This is a genomic window from Demequina sp. (assembly GCF_016278775.1).
Classification (GTDB): Bacteria; Actinomycetota; Actinomycetes; order Actinomycetales; family Demequinaceae; genus Demequina.
Genome location: NZ_JADQBF010000006.1, coordinates 1 through 15,526 on the forward strand (window position 1 = coordinate 1; position 15,526 = coordinate 15,526).

The window sequence follows — 15,526 nt, forward strand, 5'->3', positions numbered from 1 at the left end:
TAACGATGGCCTCGTAGACCTTCACACGACCGATGATGTCGTCGGACTTGATGGTGAGCAGCTCCTGCAGGGCGTAGGCGGCGCCATACGCCTCGAGGGCCCACACTTCCATCTCTCCGAAGCGCTGACCGCCGAACTGTGCCTTGCCGCCGAGCGGCTGCTGCGTGATCATCGAGTACGGGCCGGTGGAGCGGGCGTGGATCTTGTCGTCCACCAAGTGGTGGAGCTTCAGGATGTACTTGTACCCCACCGCAATCGGCTCCGGGAACGGCTCGCCGGAACGGCCGTCGAACAGGCGCGTCTTGCCGGTCTCATCGAGCAGGCGGTTGCCGTCGCGGTTTGGTGTGGTCACGGAACGCAGTCCGGTGATGGTCTGCTCCGAGATGCCGTCGAACACCGGGGTGGCTACTGGAGTACCAGGCTCGGCCTTGATCGAACCTGCCGGAACAGACTTGACCCAGTCCTCCTTGACTCCAGAGGCATCCCAGCCCTCGTGAGCAACCCACCCGAGGTGAGTCTCGAGAACCTGGCCGACGTTCATGCGGCCTGGCACACCGAGCGGGTTGAGGATGATGTCCACAGGGGTGCCGTCCTCAAGGAACGGCATGTCCTCCTGAGGCAGGATCGTCGAGATGACGCCCTTGTTGCCGTGGCGGCCGGCGAGCTTGTCGCCCTCTTGGATCTTGCGTCGCTGCGCAATGTAGACGCGCACCAACTGGTTGACGCCTGCTGGCAGGTCGTCGCCTTCCTCTTCAGTGAACACGCGGACGCCAATGACGGTGCCCTGTTCGCCGTGAGGGACCTTGAGCGACGTGTCGCGCACCTCACGGGCCTTCTCGCCAAAGATGGCGCGCAGCAAGCGCTCCTCTGGGGTGAGCTCTGTCTCGCCCTTGGGCGTCACCTTGCCCACGAGGATGTCGCCTGCACGTACCTCTGCACCGATGCGGACGATGCCGCGCTCGTCGAGGTCGGCCAACACCTCTTCTGAGGCGTTGGGGATGTCGCGCGTGATCTCTTCGGGGCCCAGCTTGGTGTCGCGGGCGTCAACCTCGTGCTCCTCGATGTGAATCGAGGACAGGGTGTCGTCCTGGACAAGGCGCTGCGACAGAATGATCGCGTCCTCGAAGTTGTGCCCCTCCCAGCACATGAACGCCACGAGGACGTTCTTGCCCAAGGCCAGGTCACCGTTGTCAGTGGCTGGTCCGTCGGCGATCACCGCACCGTTCTCGATGCGGTCGCCTTCGTCCACGATCACGCGCTGGTTGTAGCTCGTGCCCTGGTTGGAACGCTGGAACTTGGCGATCCGGTAGGAACCGGTGGTGCCGTCGTCGTTCGCGACGGTCACGAGGTCGGAACTGACCTCGGTGACGACGCCTGCGCTCGTAGCCACGACCACGTCACCTGCGTCAACAGCCGCACGACGCTCCATGCCGGTGCCGACGAGCGGCGCCTCCGAGCGGACCAGCGGCACGGCCTGACGCTGCATGTTCGCACCCATGAGGGCGCGGTTGGCGTCGTCGTGCTCGAGGAACGGGATGAGCGCTGTCGCGACCGACACCATCTGGCGCGGCGAGACGTCGATGTAGTCGACAGCTTCAGGGGCTACGAAGTCGACCTCGCCACCCTTGGCGCGCACCAGCACACGCTCCTCGAGGAAGCCGCGCTTGTCATTCACTTGGGCGTTGGCCTGGGCGATGACGAAGCGGTCTTCGTCGTCGGCCGTCAGGTAATCCACCTGGTCGGTGATCTTGCCCTTGACGACCTTGCGGTACGGCGTCTCGACAAAGCCGAGGGGGTTGATGCGACCAAAGGAGGCGAGCGAACCGATCAGACCGATGTTCGGGCCTTCAGGGGTCTCGATGGGGCACATGCGGCCGTAGTGCGACGGGTGAACGTCACGCACTTCCATGCCTGCGCGGTCGCGCGAGAGGCCGCCTGGGCCAAGCGCCGACAGACGACGCTTGTGGGTCAGACCCGCGAGCGGGTTGTTCTGGTCCATGAACTGCGACAACTGCGAGGTTCCGAAGAACTCGCGGATGGCGGCGACCACGGGGCGCGTGTTGATCAGCGTCTGCGGCGTGATGGCCTCGACGTCCTGAGTCGTCATGCGCTCGCGGACCACGCGCTCCATGCGGGACAGGCCCGTGCGGATCTGGTTCTGGATCAACTCGCCCACCGCGCGGATGCGACGGTTGCCGAAGTGGTCGATGTCGTCTGTCTCGACGATGACCTCACCGTTGGCGCCCTTGAGCGTGGTGTGGCCGGCGTGCGCTGCGGCGATGTACTTGACCGTCGCGACGATGTCGTCGACACCCAGTACAGAGTCGTTCAGCGGCTTGGCGACGCCCAACTTCTTGTTGAGCTTGAAGCGGCCCACCTTGGCAAGGTCGTAGCGCTTGGGGTTGAAGTAGAAGTTGTCGAGCAGGTTCTGGCCAGCCTCGACGGTGGGCGGCTCGCCCGGACGCAGCTTGCGGTAGAGGTCGACGAGCGCCTCGTCCTGCGTGTGGACGGTGTCCTTCTCGAGCGTCTCCAGCACGGAGGGGTACTCGGCGAACTCCTTGGCGATGTCCTCGTCTGACAGGCCAAGGGCCTTGAGGAACAGTGTCACCGACTGCTTGCGCTTGCGGTCGACGCGCACGCCGACGGCGTCGCGCTTGTCGATCTCGAACTCAAGCCATGCGCCGCGCGAGGGGATCATCTTGGCGGTGTAGATGTCCTTGTCAGACGTCTTGTCCGCGGTCGACTCGAAGTACACGCCAGGCGAGCGCACCAGCTGCGACACCACGACGCGCTCGGTGCCATTGATGATGAAGGTGCCACGTGGGCTCATGAGCGGGAAGTCACCCATGAAGACGGTTTGAGACTTGATCTCACCCGTGGTGTTGTTCATGAACTCCGCTGTCACAAAGAGTTGTGCGGCGTACGTGAAGTCCTTCTCTTTGCACTCCTCCGGAGTGTGGCGAGGATCCTCGAAGTAGGGGTCCGAGAAGGACAGGGACATGGTTTGTCCGAAGTCCTCAATCGGGGAGATCTCTTCGAAGATCTCCTGAAGTCCCGCAACCTCCGGCACGTCATTACGACCTGCCTTCCGTGCGGCTTCAATACGGGTTTGCCAAGCCTTGTTGCCCAGCAGCCAGTCAAACGACTCGGTCTGCAGCCCGATGAGGTTAGGAACCTCAACTGGCTCAGAGACCTGAGCGAATGAAACGCGGCGTGAGGCGGGTCGGTTGGCGAAAGCGGAATCGGTGCGCGAGGCAGCCAAGGGGTCGTCCTTCCCATGACGATGGATCGGTTCCGCGTTGCCTGAGCCTCGGCTCCACCGGATCCTGGGGCATCATCACTTCGGTAGTGGACGCTCGCCAGGTAGGCATATGAGGGCAGGGCAATAGACAGCGCAACCTCCAACGTTAGTCACGGTTGTCCGATTCGTCAAGTGCGGACTATAAGCCATGCCCCTGACGCGTGTCGATACCCCCTGGGCTCGCCTGGGGAGAACGCGCGCACCCCGGCTCGTACCCGGCCCCAGCGTCGGCCGCTGCCGCCCCACCCGACACTGCGAACCATTCCAACGGACGACGCCGACGCTGGCTGGGGACGGCAAAGGCCGGGCCACCCGAAGGTGACCCGGCCCGTGCGCGAGTTGCGAGAGTCGAACTACTTGAGCTCGACCGTGGCGCCAGCGGCCTCGAGCTGAGCCTTGGCCTTCTCGGCGTCGTCCTTCTTGGCACCCTCGAGGATCGTCTTGGGGGCCTCGTCGACGAGAGCCTTGGCCTCGCCCAGACCGAGGGACGTGAGGGCACGCACCTCCTTGATGACCTGGATCTTCTTGTCGCCAACGGCGGTCAGGACGACGTCGAACGCGTCCTTCTCTTCGACCTCTTCTGCAGCGGCAGCTGCCGGAGCGGCAGCGGCGGCGGCAACCGGGGCGGCCGCGGTGACCTCGAAGGTCTCCTCGAAGGCCTTTACGAACTCGGAGAGCTCGACGAGCGTGAGCTCCTTGAATGCCTCAATGAGCTGCTCGGTGGTGAGCTTCGCCATGATGATGTCCTTTTCTCTTTACCTGCGGGAAGCAGTGTGATGTGGGGTGCAGCCTTAGGCCGCGGATTCCTGCTTCTCGCGCAGGGCGTCGACGGTTCGCACCGCCTGTGACAGGGGTGCTTGGAAGAGGTATGCCGCACCGAACAGAGACGCCTTGAAAGCGCCCGCTGCCTTGGCAAGCAGTACCTCGCGAGACTCGAGGCTCGCGATCTTGACGAGATCCTCTGCAGAGAGCAACTTGCCCTCCAGGACGCCGCCCTTGAGGACGAGCTTGTCGCTCTCCTTGGAGAAATCACGAAGACCCTTCGCAGCCTCCACCGGGTCACCGGTGACGAATGCGATGGCCGTGGGACCCACGAAGAGGGGGTTGAGACCCTCCACGCCGGCATCCGTAGCCGCGAGCGCCGCAAGCGTGTTCTTCACGACCGCGTAGGTCGCGGTACCGCTGAGCCCCTTGCGCAGCTGCATGAGCTGAGCAACGGACAAGCCGCGGTACTCGGTGACGTAGACGGCATTCGCGCTGCGGAACTGATCCGCGAGCGCCTTGACCGTCGCCACCTTGTCTGGCGTCGCCATAGTTGTCCTTCCTTTGGTTGACCACCGGGCCCGCCCCACACAACGAAAAAGCCCCGCGCAGGCGGGGCTGGGGCGCATCGTCCGCACACACAAAGGGCGACCACGAGGGCCGCCCAAGGTCTGCGCGCGAGGCGCCGTCAACTTCTCCTGCGCTGGTCTCCGCTGTCACGGAACTTCGGCCGTTCCCGGTTTCCCGGGCCCGACGACCGGCGGTCTTGGGCCTGGCAAGCATACGGGACGACATCGTCGTCGCGCAAACGCGTGCCGCATTGCCCAGCGGGGGACGACGAAGGCCCGGCCCCACACGGGAGCCGGGCCGACGTGTTGATGCTTGGCGTGGGGCCTTAGGCCTCTGGCTTGGCGGTGGCGTCCAGCGGGATGCCGGGGCCGGTGTTGGCAGAGATGGCCGCCTTGAGAATGTACTTGCCCTTGGACGCAGCTGGCTTTGAACGCAGCACCTCGTCAATGAGGGCCTGGTAGTTCTCGAGCAGTTTCTGGTCGCCAAACGACGCCTTGCCCAGCACGGTGTGCAGGTTGGCGTGCTTGTCGACGCGGAACTCGATCTTTCCGCCCTTGATGTCTGACACGGCCTTGGCCACGTCCATCGTCACGGTGCCGGTCTTGGGGTTCGGCATCAGACCACGGGGGCCGAGCACGCGACCCAGGCGTCCCACCTTGCCCATGAGGTCGGGCGTCGCCACGACCGCATCGAAGTCCGTGCGACCGTTCTGCACCTCTTCGATGAGTTCGTCGCCACCGACGATGTCGGCGCCAGCCTCGCGCGCCGCCTCCGCCTTGTCACCGTTAGCGAAGACCAGGACCCTGGAGGTCTTGCCGGTGCCGTGGGGCAGGATGACGGTGGAGCGGACCATCTGGTCAGCGTGACGCGGGTCAACACCGAGCTTGAAGACGACGTCGATGGTCGAGTCGGTCTTCTTGGACGAGGTCTTCTGCGCGAGGCGAACGGCCTCGATGGGGGTGTAGAGCTGGCTCTTGTCGACGAGCTGATCGCTGTCGCGGTAGGCCTTGGAGCGCTTCATGTGCTTCTTCTTTCCTTGAAGTCGTGGTGACGGGCCAGCGCTGGCCCTCCCACTGGGGTGTGTCGGCTACTTAACCGTGATGCCCATCGAACGCGCGGTGCCAGCAATGATCTTGGCGGCGGCGTCGATGTCATTCGCGTTGAGGTCATCCTTCTTCATCTCGGCGATCTCGCGCACCTGAGCCTGGGTCAGCGACCCGACCTTGTTGGTGTGCGGAACGCCCGAACCCTTCGCGACGCCAGCAGCCTTCTTGATGAGCTGCGACGCGGGTGGGGTCTTGGTGATGAACGTGAAGCTGCGGTCCTCGTACACCGTGATTTCCACGGGGACGATGTTGCCTCGCTGCGACTCGGTCGCCGCGTTGTAGGCCTTGCAGAACTCCATGATGTTCACGCCGTGCTGACCCAGTGCAGGGCCGACGGGAGGAGCCGGGTTTGCGGCACCAGCCTGAATTTGGAGCTTGATCAGGCCGGCAACCTTCTTCTTCGGGGGTGCCATTGGTCTTTCGGGTCCTTCTGTGTAAGTGGTGGCGGCTCACACCGCCTGGTAGTTCGTTCTTGCCGGTGTAGATCGCCTAAACGATCTTCTGCACCTGCGCGAACGAGAGTTCGACCGGAGTTTCGCGGCCGAAGATTGATACGAGGACGTGGAGCTTCTGGCTCTCCACGCTGATCTCGGAAATCGTGCCAGGCAGAGTGGCGAACGGACCATCGATGACGGTGATTGCCTCTCCCACCTGGAAGTCGAGCTCGACCTGTGGCCGAGTGGAGGCGTCCCCACCAGCGTCAGAGGAGGACGATGCGGGGGCGGACGGCGCCATCATCGTGTAGACCTCGTCTGGCGTGAGCGGCACCGGTTGGTGGGCGTGACCCACAAAGCCGGTCACACCTGGCGTGTTGCGCACGGCGCCCCACGAGGCGTCGGTGAGTTCCATGCGCACCAAGACGTAGCCGGGCATCCGCACGCGGGTGACCTGCTTCTTCTGGCCGTTCTTGTACTCGACCACCTCTTCCATGGGGACCTCCACCTGGAAGATGTAGTCCTCCATGTTGAGGCTCACCACGCGGTGCTCGATGGCCTGCTTGACGCGCTTCTCATGACCGCTGTAACTGTGAACCACGTACCAGTCGCCGTCTTGCATCAGCAGTGAGGAGCGGAAGGCGACCTTGGGGTCGATCTCCTCTTCCACTACCGCGCTGCCAGAAGGGTCCTCGTTCACAGCGAGCGCGTCCTCCTCCATCGGTGCCTCGGGCTCGGAGGGCACGGTGTCGTCATCGCCCTCGACCACGGCGTCCACAGGAGCGTCGTCAATGGCGTTGTCGTCCACGGGCGCAACCTGCTCGGGCGCGACCTCGGCGTCGTCGACACTGTCGACGGCGTCGCGGGGATCTGTGCTCACGTCTTTCCTTTCGTCTGGCTAGTCGGCTACTCGCCGAAAACCCACTGGGTCAGGGAGCTGAAGCCGAAATCGAGCGCGAAGGTCAGCGTCATCATGACGGCGACGAATCCGAGCACGACCCAGATGTAGTTGACGAGCTCCTCTCGCGTGGGGGTGACCACGCGGCGAAGCTCGGAAATCACCTGGCGCACGAACAGCGCGCTGCGCCCGAAGATGTTCAGGCCCTCGCGCTCTTCGTGCCGTGGGTCCCGCTCTCCGGAATCCGTCACTGCAGATTCGCTCACCTTGATAATTCCTTTGCTTGTGCGGTGCGGGAAGTCCCGCTCTACGCAGGGCAGGAGGGACTCGAACCCCCAACCGTCGGTTTTGGAGACCGATGCGCTACCAATTGCGCCACTGCCCTTCGGGGTGGTTGTGAACCCCGTGTGGTTCTCAACAGGAAGCCGACCTCCATCAGGAGGACCTCCGATGCCCCGCGTTTTGGGCGCGAGTCATCATGGCTTCTGTCAATCGCCGAAGTGTCATGCTACGCGGTTTGCGGCCGGATGGCGAACGGCCGCAACGGTCGGTCCGCAGTAGGTGGAACAATGTGACGCATGACTGCACCCACTCGCCGCGTCTCTGCCCGCCTCGGCGCCATCGCGCCCTCCGCCACCTTGGCTGTCGATGCCAAGGCTAAGGCCCTCAAGGCCGCCGGCCGTCCCGTCATCGGCTTCGGCGCAGGAGAGCCGGACTTTCCCACCCCCGGCTTTGTGGTCGACGCCGCGATCGCGGCCGCGCGGGACCCCAAGAACCATCGCTACACGCCCGCCGCTGGCCTGCCGGACCTCAAGCAGGTCATCGCTACCAAGACGCTGCGGGACTCCGGCTATGAGGTCGATCCCGCCAACGTCATCGTCACCAACGGCGGCAAGCAGGCCGTGTTCCAATCCTTCGCATCGATCATCGACCCTGGCGACGAGGTGTTGCTCCCAGCGCCGTATTGGACCACGTACCCTGAGGCCGTCTCGCTGTCGGGCGGAGTCCCGGTAGAGGTCTTCGCCGGAGCAGACCAGGGCTATCTGGTCTCGGTGGAGCAACTCGAACAGGCGCGTACCGAGAAGACCAAGGCCCTGCTGTTTTGCTCGCCGTCCAACCCGACCGGCGCCGTCTACTCCCCCGAGCAAACCAAGGCGATCGGCGAGTGGGCCCTCGAGCACGGCATCTGGGTCATCACCGACGAGATCTACGAACACCTCACCTACGACGACGCCGTGTTCAGCCCGATCGTCCGTGCCGTTCCCGACCTCGCCGAACAGACGATCGTGATCAACGGAGTGGCGAAGACGTACGCCATGACCGGCTGGCGAGTCGGATGGATGATCGCTCCCGCGGATGTGACCAAGGCGGCCGCGAACTTCCAGTCCCACCTCACGAGCAACGTCGCCAACGTGTCCCAGCGCGCGGCGATCGCTGCGCTCGAGGGCGGCCTGGAGGACGTGCACCTCATGCGCAAGGCCTTCGATCGCAGGCGCACCACGATGGTGTCGATGCTGAGCGAGATTGAGGGGCTCACCGTCCCGACGCCGAAGGGCGCCTTCTACGCCTACCCGTCTGTGTCGGGCTTGCTTGGGTTGACGCTGCGCGGCAAGCGCCTCACGTCGAGCGCCGACCTTGCGGCGGTCATCCTTGAAGAGGCCGAGGTAGCCGTGGTACCCGGCGAGGCGTTCGGGCCGAGCGGCTATCTGCGACTCAGCTATGCGCTGGGAGACGACGACCTGGTCGAGGGAGTTTCGAGAATGCAGTCACTCCTGGCGGAGGCCAAGTAGCGCGCCATATCAGGGGTCGAATCGGTCTTGAGAACGATGCGGGGCCACAGTGAGGCCCCGCTACCCTCGGTCCATGACCCCACCAGCCATCACCATCCGCGACCTGCACAAGGACTACGGACCCAAACGCGCCGTCGACGGCCTCGATCTCGACATCGCCGAGGGCGAGGTGTTCGCGCTGCTCGGCCCGAACGGCGCCGGCAAGTCGACCACCATCGAGATTCTCGAGGGCTTCCGCCACCGCACATCGGGCGACGTCAGCGTGCTCGGCGTCGACCCGCAGCACGCCGGGCGCGACTGGCGCTCGAGCATCGGAATCATGCTCCAGTCCACCTCTGACCGGTCCTTCCTCACCGCGCGTGAGGCCTTGACCCACGCGGCGCGCCTCTACCCGAACCCCCGCGACGTCGACGAGGCGCTCGCAGCGGTGGGGCTCACCGACAAGGCAGGAGCCAAGCCGCAGACGCTGTCTGGTGGCCTGCGTCGGCGCCTCGACGTCGCGCTCGCCGTCGTCGGCAACCCGCGCCTTGTGTTTCTCGACGAGCCGACCACGGGGTTCGATCCAGAGGCGCGGCGCAAGTTCTGGGGTCTCATGGAGGGCCTCGCAAGCGACGGCACCACCGTCCTGCTCACCACGCACTATCTCGATGAAGCGGAGTATCTCGCCGACCGCATCGGCATCATCAACAACGGCCGCCTCATCGCGCTCGACACCCCTGCCAAGCTCCGTGCGCGCGCGTCGGCCGCCATCGTGGCCTGGGATGAGGGCGGCGTGCGCAGGCTCGAGGAGACCGGCGCGCCGACGGCAGTGGTTCAGCGGCTCGCCGCGCAGTTCGGCGGCGAGGTGCCCGGGCTCACCGTCACCCACCCGTCGCTTGAGGACATCTACCTGAGCCTGATTGGCGAGGCGGCGGACGAGACCGCATCACTGGCTGAGGAGGCGGCAGCATGACGACGCCACAGCACACTGCAGCGCACCCATCATGGACGTCGATGGCCGTTGATCGCATGCGCGTCGAACTCAAGGAGTTCTTGCGCTCACGAGAGCAGATGATCTTCATCTTCGCGTTCCCGATGATCTTTCTGGTGATGTTTGGGTCAATCTTCGGCGGAGAGACTCTCGGCGACCCGCCCGCTGGCGAGCCGGCCGTCACCTTTGCCCAGTACTTCCTCGCGGGAATGATCGCCACGGGAATCCTCAACACCGGCTTCCAATCGCTCGCCATCACCATCTCGATCGACCGCGACGCCGACGTGCTCAAGCGCATCTACTCGACGCCGTTACCGGCCACCGCTTACTTCGCAGGCAAGCTCGCGCAGGTGGTATTTGTATCGATCGTGCAGATCGCGATCCTCGTGGGTCTCGGCGTTGGCCTGTACGACGTGACGCTGCCGAGCGGTGCCGACGCGTGGCTGACGTTCACCTGGGTCTTCCTCCTGGGCACCGCCGCGTCGGTGGTGTTGGGTATCGCCACGTCGTCCCTGCTGCGCAACGCGAAGGCGGCTTCGGCGATCTTGACGCCTGTGGTGCTGGTGTTGCAGTTCACGTCGGGTGTGTTCTTTGTGTACACCCAGTTGTCGGGCGTGCTGCAGCAATTTGCCGCGCTGTTTCCGCTCAAGTGGCTGGCGCAGGGGATGCGTTCGGTGTTCCTCCCCGATTACTTCGCACAGCAGGAGATTGCCGGGGCGTGGGAACACCCCATGACGGCGGTGGTGCTGGCCGCATGGTTCGTGATCGGTCTGGCCGTGTCGATCAAGACGTTCAGGTGGATGAGGTACGACGACGTGTAGGGTTTGCGCCCTTGCACGTGGCGTTCGCTAGCGGGAGTGTCCAGTCAGCGCGCCGAGTGGTACTCCCGTAGGTATGACGGCGGCGCGCCGACGAAGCGTTCGATGAGTTCCATCCGGCGGGCAAGGTCGACGTCGACTCGACGACCGTCGTCCCACAGCAGCACGCGGTCGCCATCCACATGAAACGCAAGGCCTTCGTCGGCAACTTCGGTGAGAAAGCTGATCATCGTGGGAGGGAGCATGGCGTGCGCCGCGCGGTACGGTGACACGTTGCAGGGCACCCAGGTGGACCACGCTCGTGGTCTTCGCCACCAGCTACCCCCCTCAGGTGTTGGCATCGGCGAACGCGGCAGTGGAGCCACGGTCGCCGATGCCTCGCTGCTACTGGGCGCGGATGGAGCTCGCGAGCGAGTCGTCGGTCTGCTGCAGCGTGTCGGCCGCGGACCGCAAGAACCGGCTCAGGCCCTCAAGGGCCGAGATGGTGAGCTTTGCCGACTCGGTGAACTGCGTGTACTGCTCCTGGAAGGCGCCGGAGGAAGCGGAGGTCACGTAGCCCTCTGACACCAGGTTGTCGATGTACGACTTGAGCTCCATGAGGCGGTTTTCGATGTCGCCCTGGCCCGAAGTGAGTTGGTCCGCCGAGACGCGGAGGTCGTCAAACGTCACGTTGAGATTTGCCATGATCTGCCTTTCGATAAGGCCACCCCCCTGCGGTGGCGTACCTGCAAACTAGCCGTCGCTGCCAGCCAGCGCCAGCGATTCCCCCGAATCTGGGGAGAACTCCCCATCCATCCAAGGGATCTGAACCACGGAGACCTTCCCCGATTCGATCCAGAAACCGCGTCCGGGCGGCGTGAGCGCCCGATTGAGTCTCGGCCCAGAGGCGCCGAACAGCATCTGCACGTCTGGCCCCTCCGGCGCGAGGATGAGCCCGCGCCGCGTGCCCTTCAGGTCGGACACCATTTGCCCGGTGGTCCACCCCTGCGTGTCGGCCTCGCCAATCACCACGTGACCGTTGCGGCGAGCGCCCTTAAGCAACTGCACGATCGCGCCGTCGCTCATCGAGGCGCCGAAATCCTGGACGTTCTCGATGACGACGACAACCCCGGCGTCTGCCTCTGCCGGCTTCTCCAAAGCCTCGCCCATCTCGGCCGCGAGCTCCTCTGCCCCTTGCGGCCCGACAAAGGACGACGTCCACACAGGGAGGTGGGCATTGGGAGAACGGCGTTGGCTGAGCAGAACGATCGGGCGCTTGGGCTCGGCCCGGCGGATCGCCGTGGCAATCCACGCGACCGCAGACGTACGGCCAGAGCCCGCAGAGCCAGCAATCATGAACGACCGGTCGATGCTGAAGCCGCGCGGCGCCAGCGTGGTCGAGTCGATGCCGAGCACCGGCAATCCGTCGACGCTCGGCGGCATCTGTGCGGCTTCCACGAGAGACGGCATGCGCGGAATAGGCTCCGCGCGCCATTCCGGCCGCGACGGGATCTTCTCGGCAAGTCGCTCCACCTGACGAGCCTGCTCATCCAGCCGCCCGACGCCGCCGAGCACCGCCACCTGCATTTCCTGGCGCGTGGCCAGGTCGATCGCCCGTCCGGCGGGAGACTGCGGCGTGAACCCTGTGGTGCGCAGTCCGAGCATGCCGTACTGGTTCTCGTCGTTCATACGCAGCACGATGGATCGCGACACGAGCGACTGGATCGACGTGTGCATGGCGCCGACGCGATCAACGCTCAGCGCCACGTGCACGCCCGCCGCGCGACCCTCCGTGAGGATGTCTCTGAAGGCGTCGAACGATCCCTGACGGGGCACGTCGTGCATGTACTCCGACTGGAAGGTCCCATAGCCGTCCACCAGCAACACGATGCGCGGCATTCCCCTGTCTCCCGACACGGCGCGATACTCGGTGAGATCGGCGGCCCTCGCGCCAGAGAACAACTGGGTGCGTTCCTCGACGATCCCGGCGAGCCGCTTCAGCATGCGGCCGACGCGCTCGTCGTCGTCGGCATCCACGATGTCGGCCACGTTGGGCAGCGGCCGCAGCATGTCGAGTCCACCGCTGGCCGCGTCGAGGCCGTAGACGTGAACCGGGGCGATGTCGCGGGCCAAGGTCGCGCCGATGGCGAGGCTGCGCAGCGTCGTCGACTTGCCGGAGCCAGAGCCCCCGAAGACGACGAGGTTGCCGTCGCGGTCGGGGTGGTGCACTGCCGGGTATTGCGCCTGGCGAGAGGGGTCGTCGACAAGGCCGAAGGCGAGGGCGCCGTCGGCCCGCTTTGATACCTCCGACAGCGAGTATGTCTCTGCCAGTTCGTCGAGCCACGGTCGCCGCGGCTCTGGGATCTCGAGCAGGGCCGACGCGCCCACGAGAGCGGCGACCACACGGCCAGCGTCCGGCTCCCCGTCCGCCTTCACGGCGTGGGCGTCGCGCGGGACCTCCCAGACACCACCGGAACCCATCGCGAGCTCACGGGCCTGGATGGTCGCCCTGTTGCCGCCAGGCACGGAGTGGGCTCCGGCGTAGGCCGACTGGAATGTCGCGAGGCGTCCGGGTCCCATGCGCGCCATGGCGCGGCCAGGGAGGCCAGGGTCCATGTGCGCGGCGGTCGGCACTCCCAAGATGTCGGCGGAGTCTGCCTCGTCGGCCATGCGCAGCGCAATGCGCAGGTTGGTGTTGGCTCGCAAGTTGTCCTTGATGACGCCTGCGGGGCGTTGCGTGGCCATGATGAGGTGAAGGCCGAGCGAGCGGCCGCGTTGAGCCACGTCAACCACTCCATCCACGAACGCTGGCACCTCTTGGACCAGCGCAGCAAACTCGTCGATCACGATGACCAGGCTGGGAGGGGCGTTGCCGCCGCCCTGCTTCACGAGCGTCTCGAGGTCCTTGGCCCCGTGTGCCGCGAGCAGTCGCTCGCGGTAGTGGAGTTCTGCCCGCAGCGACGCGAGCGCGCGGTCGACAAGGTGAGGCGTGAGGTCAGTGACGAGTCCCACCGAATGTGGCAGTTGGACGCAGTCAGCGAAAGCAGAGCCGCCCTTGTAGTCGACAAAAAGGAACGTGACCCGCTCCGGGCTGTATGCGGCCGCCATGCCGAGGATCCACGATTGCAGGAACTCAGACTTGCCCGCGCCCGTGGTGCCTCCCACCAGCGCGTGGGGGCCTTGTGCCTTGAGGTCCAAGTAGAAGGGCTCGTCGCCCGCGTGCCCCACGAGCGCGCGTAGCGAGAACAACTTGCCCGTGCTAGAGGCGTCGTGACGCCAACGCTGCTCATGGTGACCAGGCTCCAGAGCCTCAAAGCCGTGGAGCTCGAGGTACGAGACGGATGGCGGAACGTCGGCGTTGCCGTCCACGACCGCACCCACGTCCTCGACACACGCGAGGCGTCGTGCGAAGTCGGTGGCCACGTCAACTGACAGGGTCTCGCATTGGACGGGGTCATCTGATCCGCCGCGGCGCACGTGACCCACCGTCGCGTGACCCTCAGCTCCCCATTCGACAAACGAGCGGCATGCCGCTGGCAATGCGGTGCGCGTCGGCGCCACCCACACGACGTGCACGTTGACGTCCGCGCCCTTCTCGGCAAGCCGGATGAGGCGGCGGCGGTCAGCGGGCGCCGTGTCCTCGACGAGCACCACGACGGATGGCGTAGTGGGAGTGTCGTCGTCGTCACCGCCGGTGCTGCGTTCTGCGCCTCGCGGCTGGGCGACGTACGCGCCGATGTCCGACTTGGTGCGCGCGGCCACGAGCGCCTCAAGCCCGGCGAGTAGTGCCTGGGCACCCGCGCGTGTTCGCACCACATGATCGGATTCGAGCGGCGATACCGGAGACGACGTGTGCGGCAGCCACTCGAGCCACTGCCAACGCGTGCTGTGAGTCGGCGACACGAAGGCAGCGATGATGCAATCCATCGGCGAGTGCAGTCCCGCCACCTGGGCCATCACGGAGCGTGCCACCGCGGCTGCCGCGTCCTCGTCGCCCACGATGCCTAGCCCACCAGAGACACGCAGGTTCGTGATCACTGGCACGCGATCGATCGTCGCGAAGCGGTCGGCCAACTCATCGACCACCTCCCAAGAGTCCTCGACCGCGTCGCGCGGGGACGGCTTCGTCAGTTCAAGCGAGCTGGGCACGGTGCCGAGTCCCACGCGCACGGTCAGGAACGCGTCGTGCTCGGTGCGGTGCGTCCACAGCGGCGGGCCTAGCGTCCGCACGGCGTCGACCACCTCGTCTGTCGAAGGCGCATGGGCCAGGCGCACTTGGCGCTCTCGCTCTTGAGCCTCGCTCAGTCGGCGGTCGGCTGCGGCAGCGTCTGCCCTGAACTCCTCCAACTTGGCCTGAGACTGCTTTCGCTGGTTGACGCGATTGTCGAAGAACCCACCCACGATCATGATGGGGCTCATGGCCACGAAGATGAGCGACAGAATGCGCCCCGTGACCATGTACATTGTCAGGCCGAGCACGACTGGCGCCACGAGCGCAATGCGGGGGAAAGCGCGCGGTGAAGGCTTGGTGGGGGGCTCGGGCAACACGTGAGCGTCGTCAGGCAGCGGCGGGACCACCCGCGGGGAGCGCGTGTACTGAACGGCGGGCGTCGTGGGGATCGCCTCGACGGTGCGCTGCGAGACCGCGATCTCCAAGACCGTGTCTCCGATCGATACGCGATCGCCCGGCAACAGGGTGGCCCGAGTCACGAACGTGTCGCCAAGCAGCACACCGTTGGTGGAACCCATGTCCGCGATCTCGAGCGTGTCGCCCGCGATGATGCGCGCGTGGCGCTTTGAGGCAAGCGGGTCGGACAGGTGGACGGCGACGTCCGGGTCTCGGCCGATGACGTTCGACCCGGCGCGCAGGGCAAAGGTCGCGCCTGCGTCGGCGCCAG

The 15,526-nt window shown here is 65.4% G+C and carries 13 protein-coding genes and 1 tRNA gene; 3 read left to right on the top strand and 11 right to left on the bottom strand.

Going from position 1 to position 15,526, the window contains the following annotated elements; translation table 11 throughout:
- The 8 genes from rpoB to QZZ33_RS01375 form a co-directional block, all read right to left on the bottom strand.
- Positions 1 to 3,262 (bottom strand): DNA-directed RNA polymerase subunit beta (gene rpoB / locus QZZ33_RS01340; RefSeq protein WP_291377673.1); only part of this gene is annotated, 3,262 nt, incomplete at its 3' end.
- A gap of 392 nt (positions 3,263 to 3,654) precedes the next feature.
- Positions 3,655 to 4,038: a 50S ribosomal protein L7/L12 gene (gene rplL, locus QZZ33_RS01345; RefSeq protein ID WP_291377674.1), complete on the bottom strand. Its 384-nt coding sequence runs from the start codon at positions 4,036 to 4,038 to the stop codon at positions 3,655 to 3,657.
- A gap of 54 nt (positions 4,039 to 4,092) precedes the next feature.
- Positions 4,093 to 4,614 carry a 50S ribosomal protein L10 gene (gene rplJ / locus QZZ33_RS01350; RefSeq protein WP_291377675.1) on the bottom strand — a complete coding sequence of 174 codons (522 nt, stop codon included), beginning with the start codon at positions 4,612 to 4,614 and terminating at the stop codon, positions 4,093 to 4,095.
- A 344-nt stretch (positions 4,615 to 4,958) separates the two neighbouring features.
- Positions 4,959 to 5,654 (bottom strand): 50S ribosomal protein L1, encoded by a 696-nt coding sequence (gene rplA / locus QZZ33_RS01355; protein WP_291377676.1) that lies wholly within the window; start codon positions 5,652 to 5,654, stop codon positions 4,959 to 4,961.
- Between the two features lie 66 nt (positions 5,655 to 5,720).
- Positions 5,721 to 6,152 (bottom strand): 50S ribosomal protein L11, encoded by a 432-nt coding sequence (rplK, locus tag QZZ33_RS01360; RefSeq protein ID WP_291377677.1) that lies wholly within the window; start codon positions 6,150 to 6,152, stop codon positions 5,721 to 5,723.
- Between the two features lie 76 nt (positions 6,153 to 6,228).
- Positions 6,229 to 7,053 (bottom strand): transcription termination/antitermination protein NusG, encoded by an 825-nt coding sequence (gene nusG, locus QZZ33_RS01365; protein WP_291377678.1) that lies wholly within the window; start codon positions 7,051 to 7,053, stop codon positions 6,229 to 6,231.
- 26 nt (positions 7,054 to 7,079) lie between these two features.
- Complete coding sequence (gene secE, locus QZZ33_RS01370; protein ID WP_291377685.1) at positions 7,080 to 7,322, bottom strand: preprotein translocase subunit SecE; 243 nt, start codon at positions 7,320 to 7,322, stop codon at positions 7,080 to 7,082.
- A gap of 61 nt (positions 7,323 to 7,383) precedes the next feature.
- Positions 7,384 to 7,456 (bottom strand) — tRNA-Trp (locus QZZ33_RS01375).
- Between the two features lie 193 nt (positions 7,457 to 7,649).
- On the opposite strand from QZZ33_RS01375, the gene QZZ33_RS01380 reads away from it, so the two are divergent.
- The 3 genes from QZZ33_RS01380 to QZZ33_RS01390 all read left to right on the top strand — a co-directional run bounded on the left by QZZ33_RS01380 (position 7,650) and on the right by QZZ33_RS01390 (position 10,652).
- Positions 7,650 to 8,861, top strand: a complete 1,212-nt coding sequence (locus QZZ33_RS01380) for a pyridoxal phosphate-dependent aminotransferase (protein WP_291377679.1) — start codon at positions 7,650 to 7,652, stop codon at positions 8,859 to 8,861.
- A 73-nt stretch (positions 8,862 to 8,934) separates the two neighbouring features.
- Positions 8,935 to 9,813 carry an ABC transporter ATP-binding protein gene (locus QZZ33_RS01385; protein WP_291377680.1) on the top strand — a complete coding sequence of 293 codons (879 nt, stop codon included), beginning with the start codon at positions 8,935 to 8,937 and terminating at the stop codon, positions 9,811 to 9,813.
- A complete protein-coding gene (locus tag QZZ33_RS01390; RefSeq protein ID WP_291377681.1) occupies positions 9,810 to 10,652 on the top strand; it encodes an ABC transporter permease in 843 nt (280 codons plus the stop codon). The genes QZZ33_RS01385 and QZZ33_RS01390 overlap by 4 nt, the downstream gene beginning before the upstream one ends.
- A gap of 44 nt (positions 10,653 to 10,696) precedes the next feature.
- Here QZZ33_RS01390 and QZZ33_RS01395 read toward each other — a convergent pair whose 3' ends face one another.
- The 3 genes from QZZ33_RS01395 to QZZ33_RS01405 form a co-directional block, all read right to left on the bottom strand.
- A complete protein-coding gene (locus QZZ33_RS01395) occupies positions 10,697 to 10,879 on the bottom strand; it encodes a hypothetical protein (protein WP_291377682.1) in 183 nt (60 codons plus the stop codon).
- A 154-nt stretch (positions 10,880 to 11,033) separates the two neighbouring features.
- Positions 11,034 to 11,333 carry a WXG100 family type VII secretion target gene (locus QZZ33_RS01400; protein WP_291377683.1) on the bottom strand — a complete coding sequence of 100 codons (300 nt, stop codon included), beginning with the start codon at positions 11,331 to 11,333 and terminating at the stop codon, positions 11,034 to 11,036.
- Between the two features lie 48 nt (positions 11,334 to 11,381).
- Positions 11,382 to 15,526: FtsK/SpoIIIE domain-containing protein (locus QZZ33_RS01405; RefSeq protein WP_291377684.1), on the bottom strand; the 4,145-nt coding region annotated here is incomplete at its 5' end.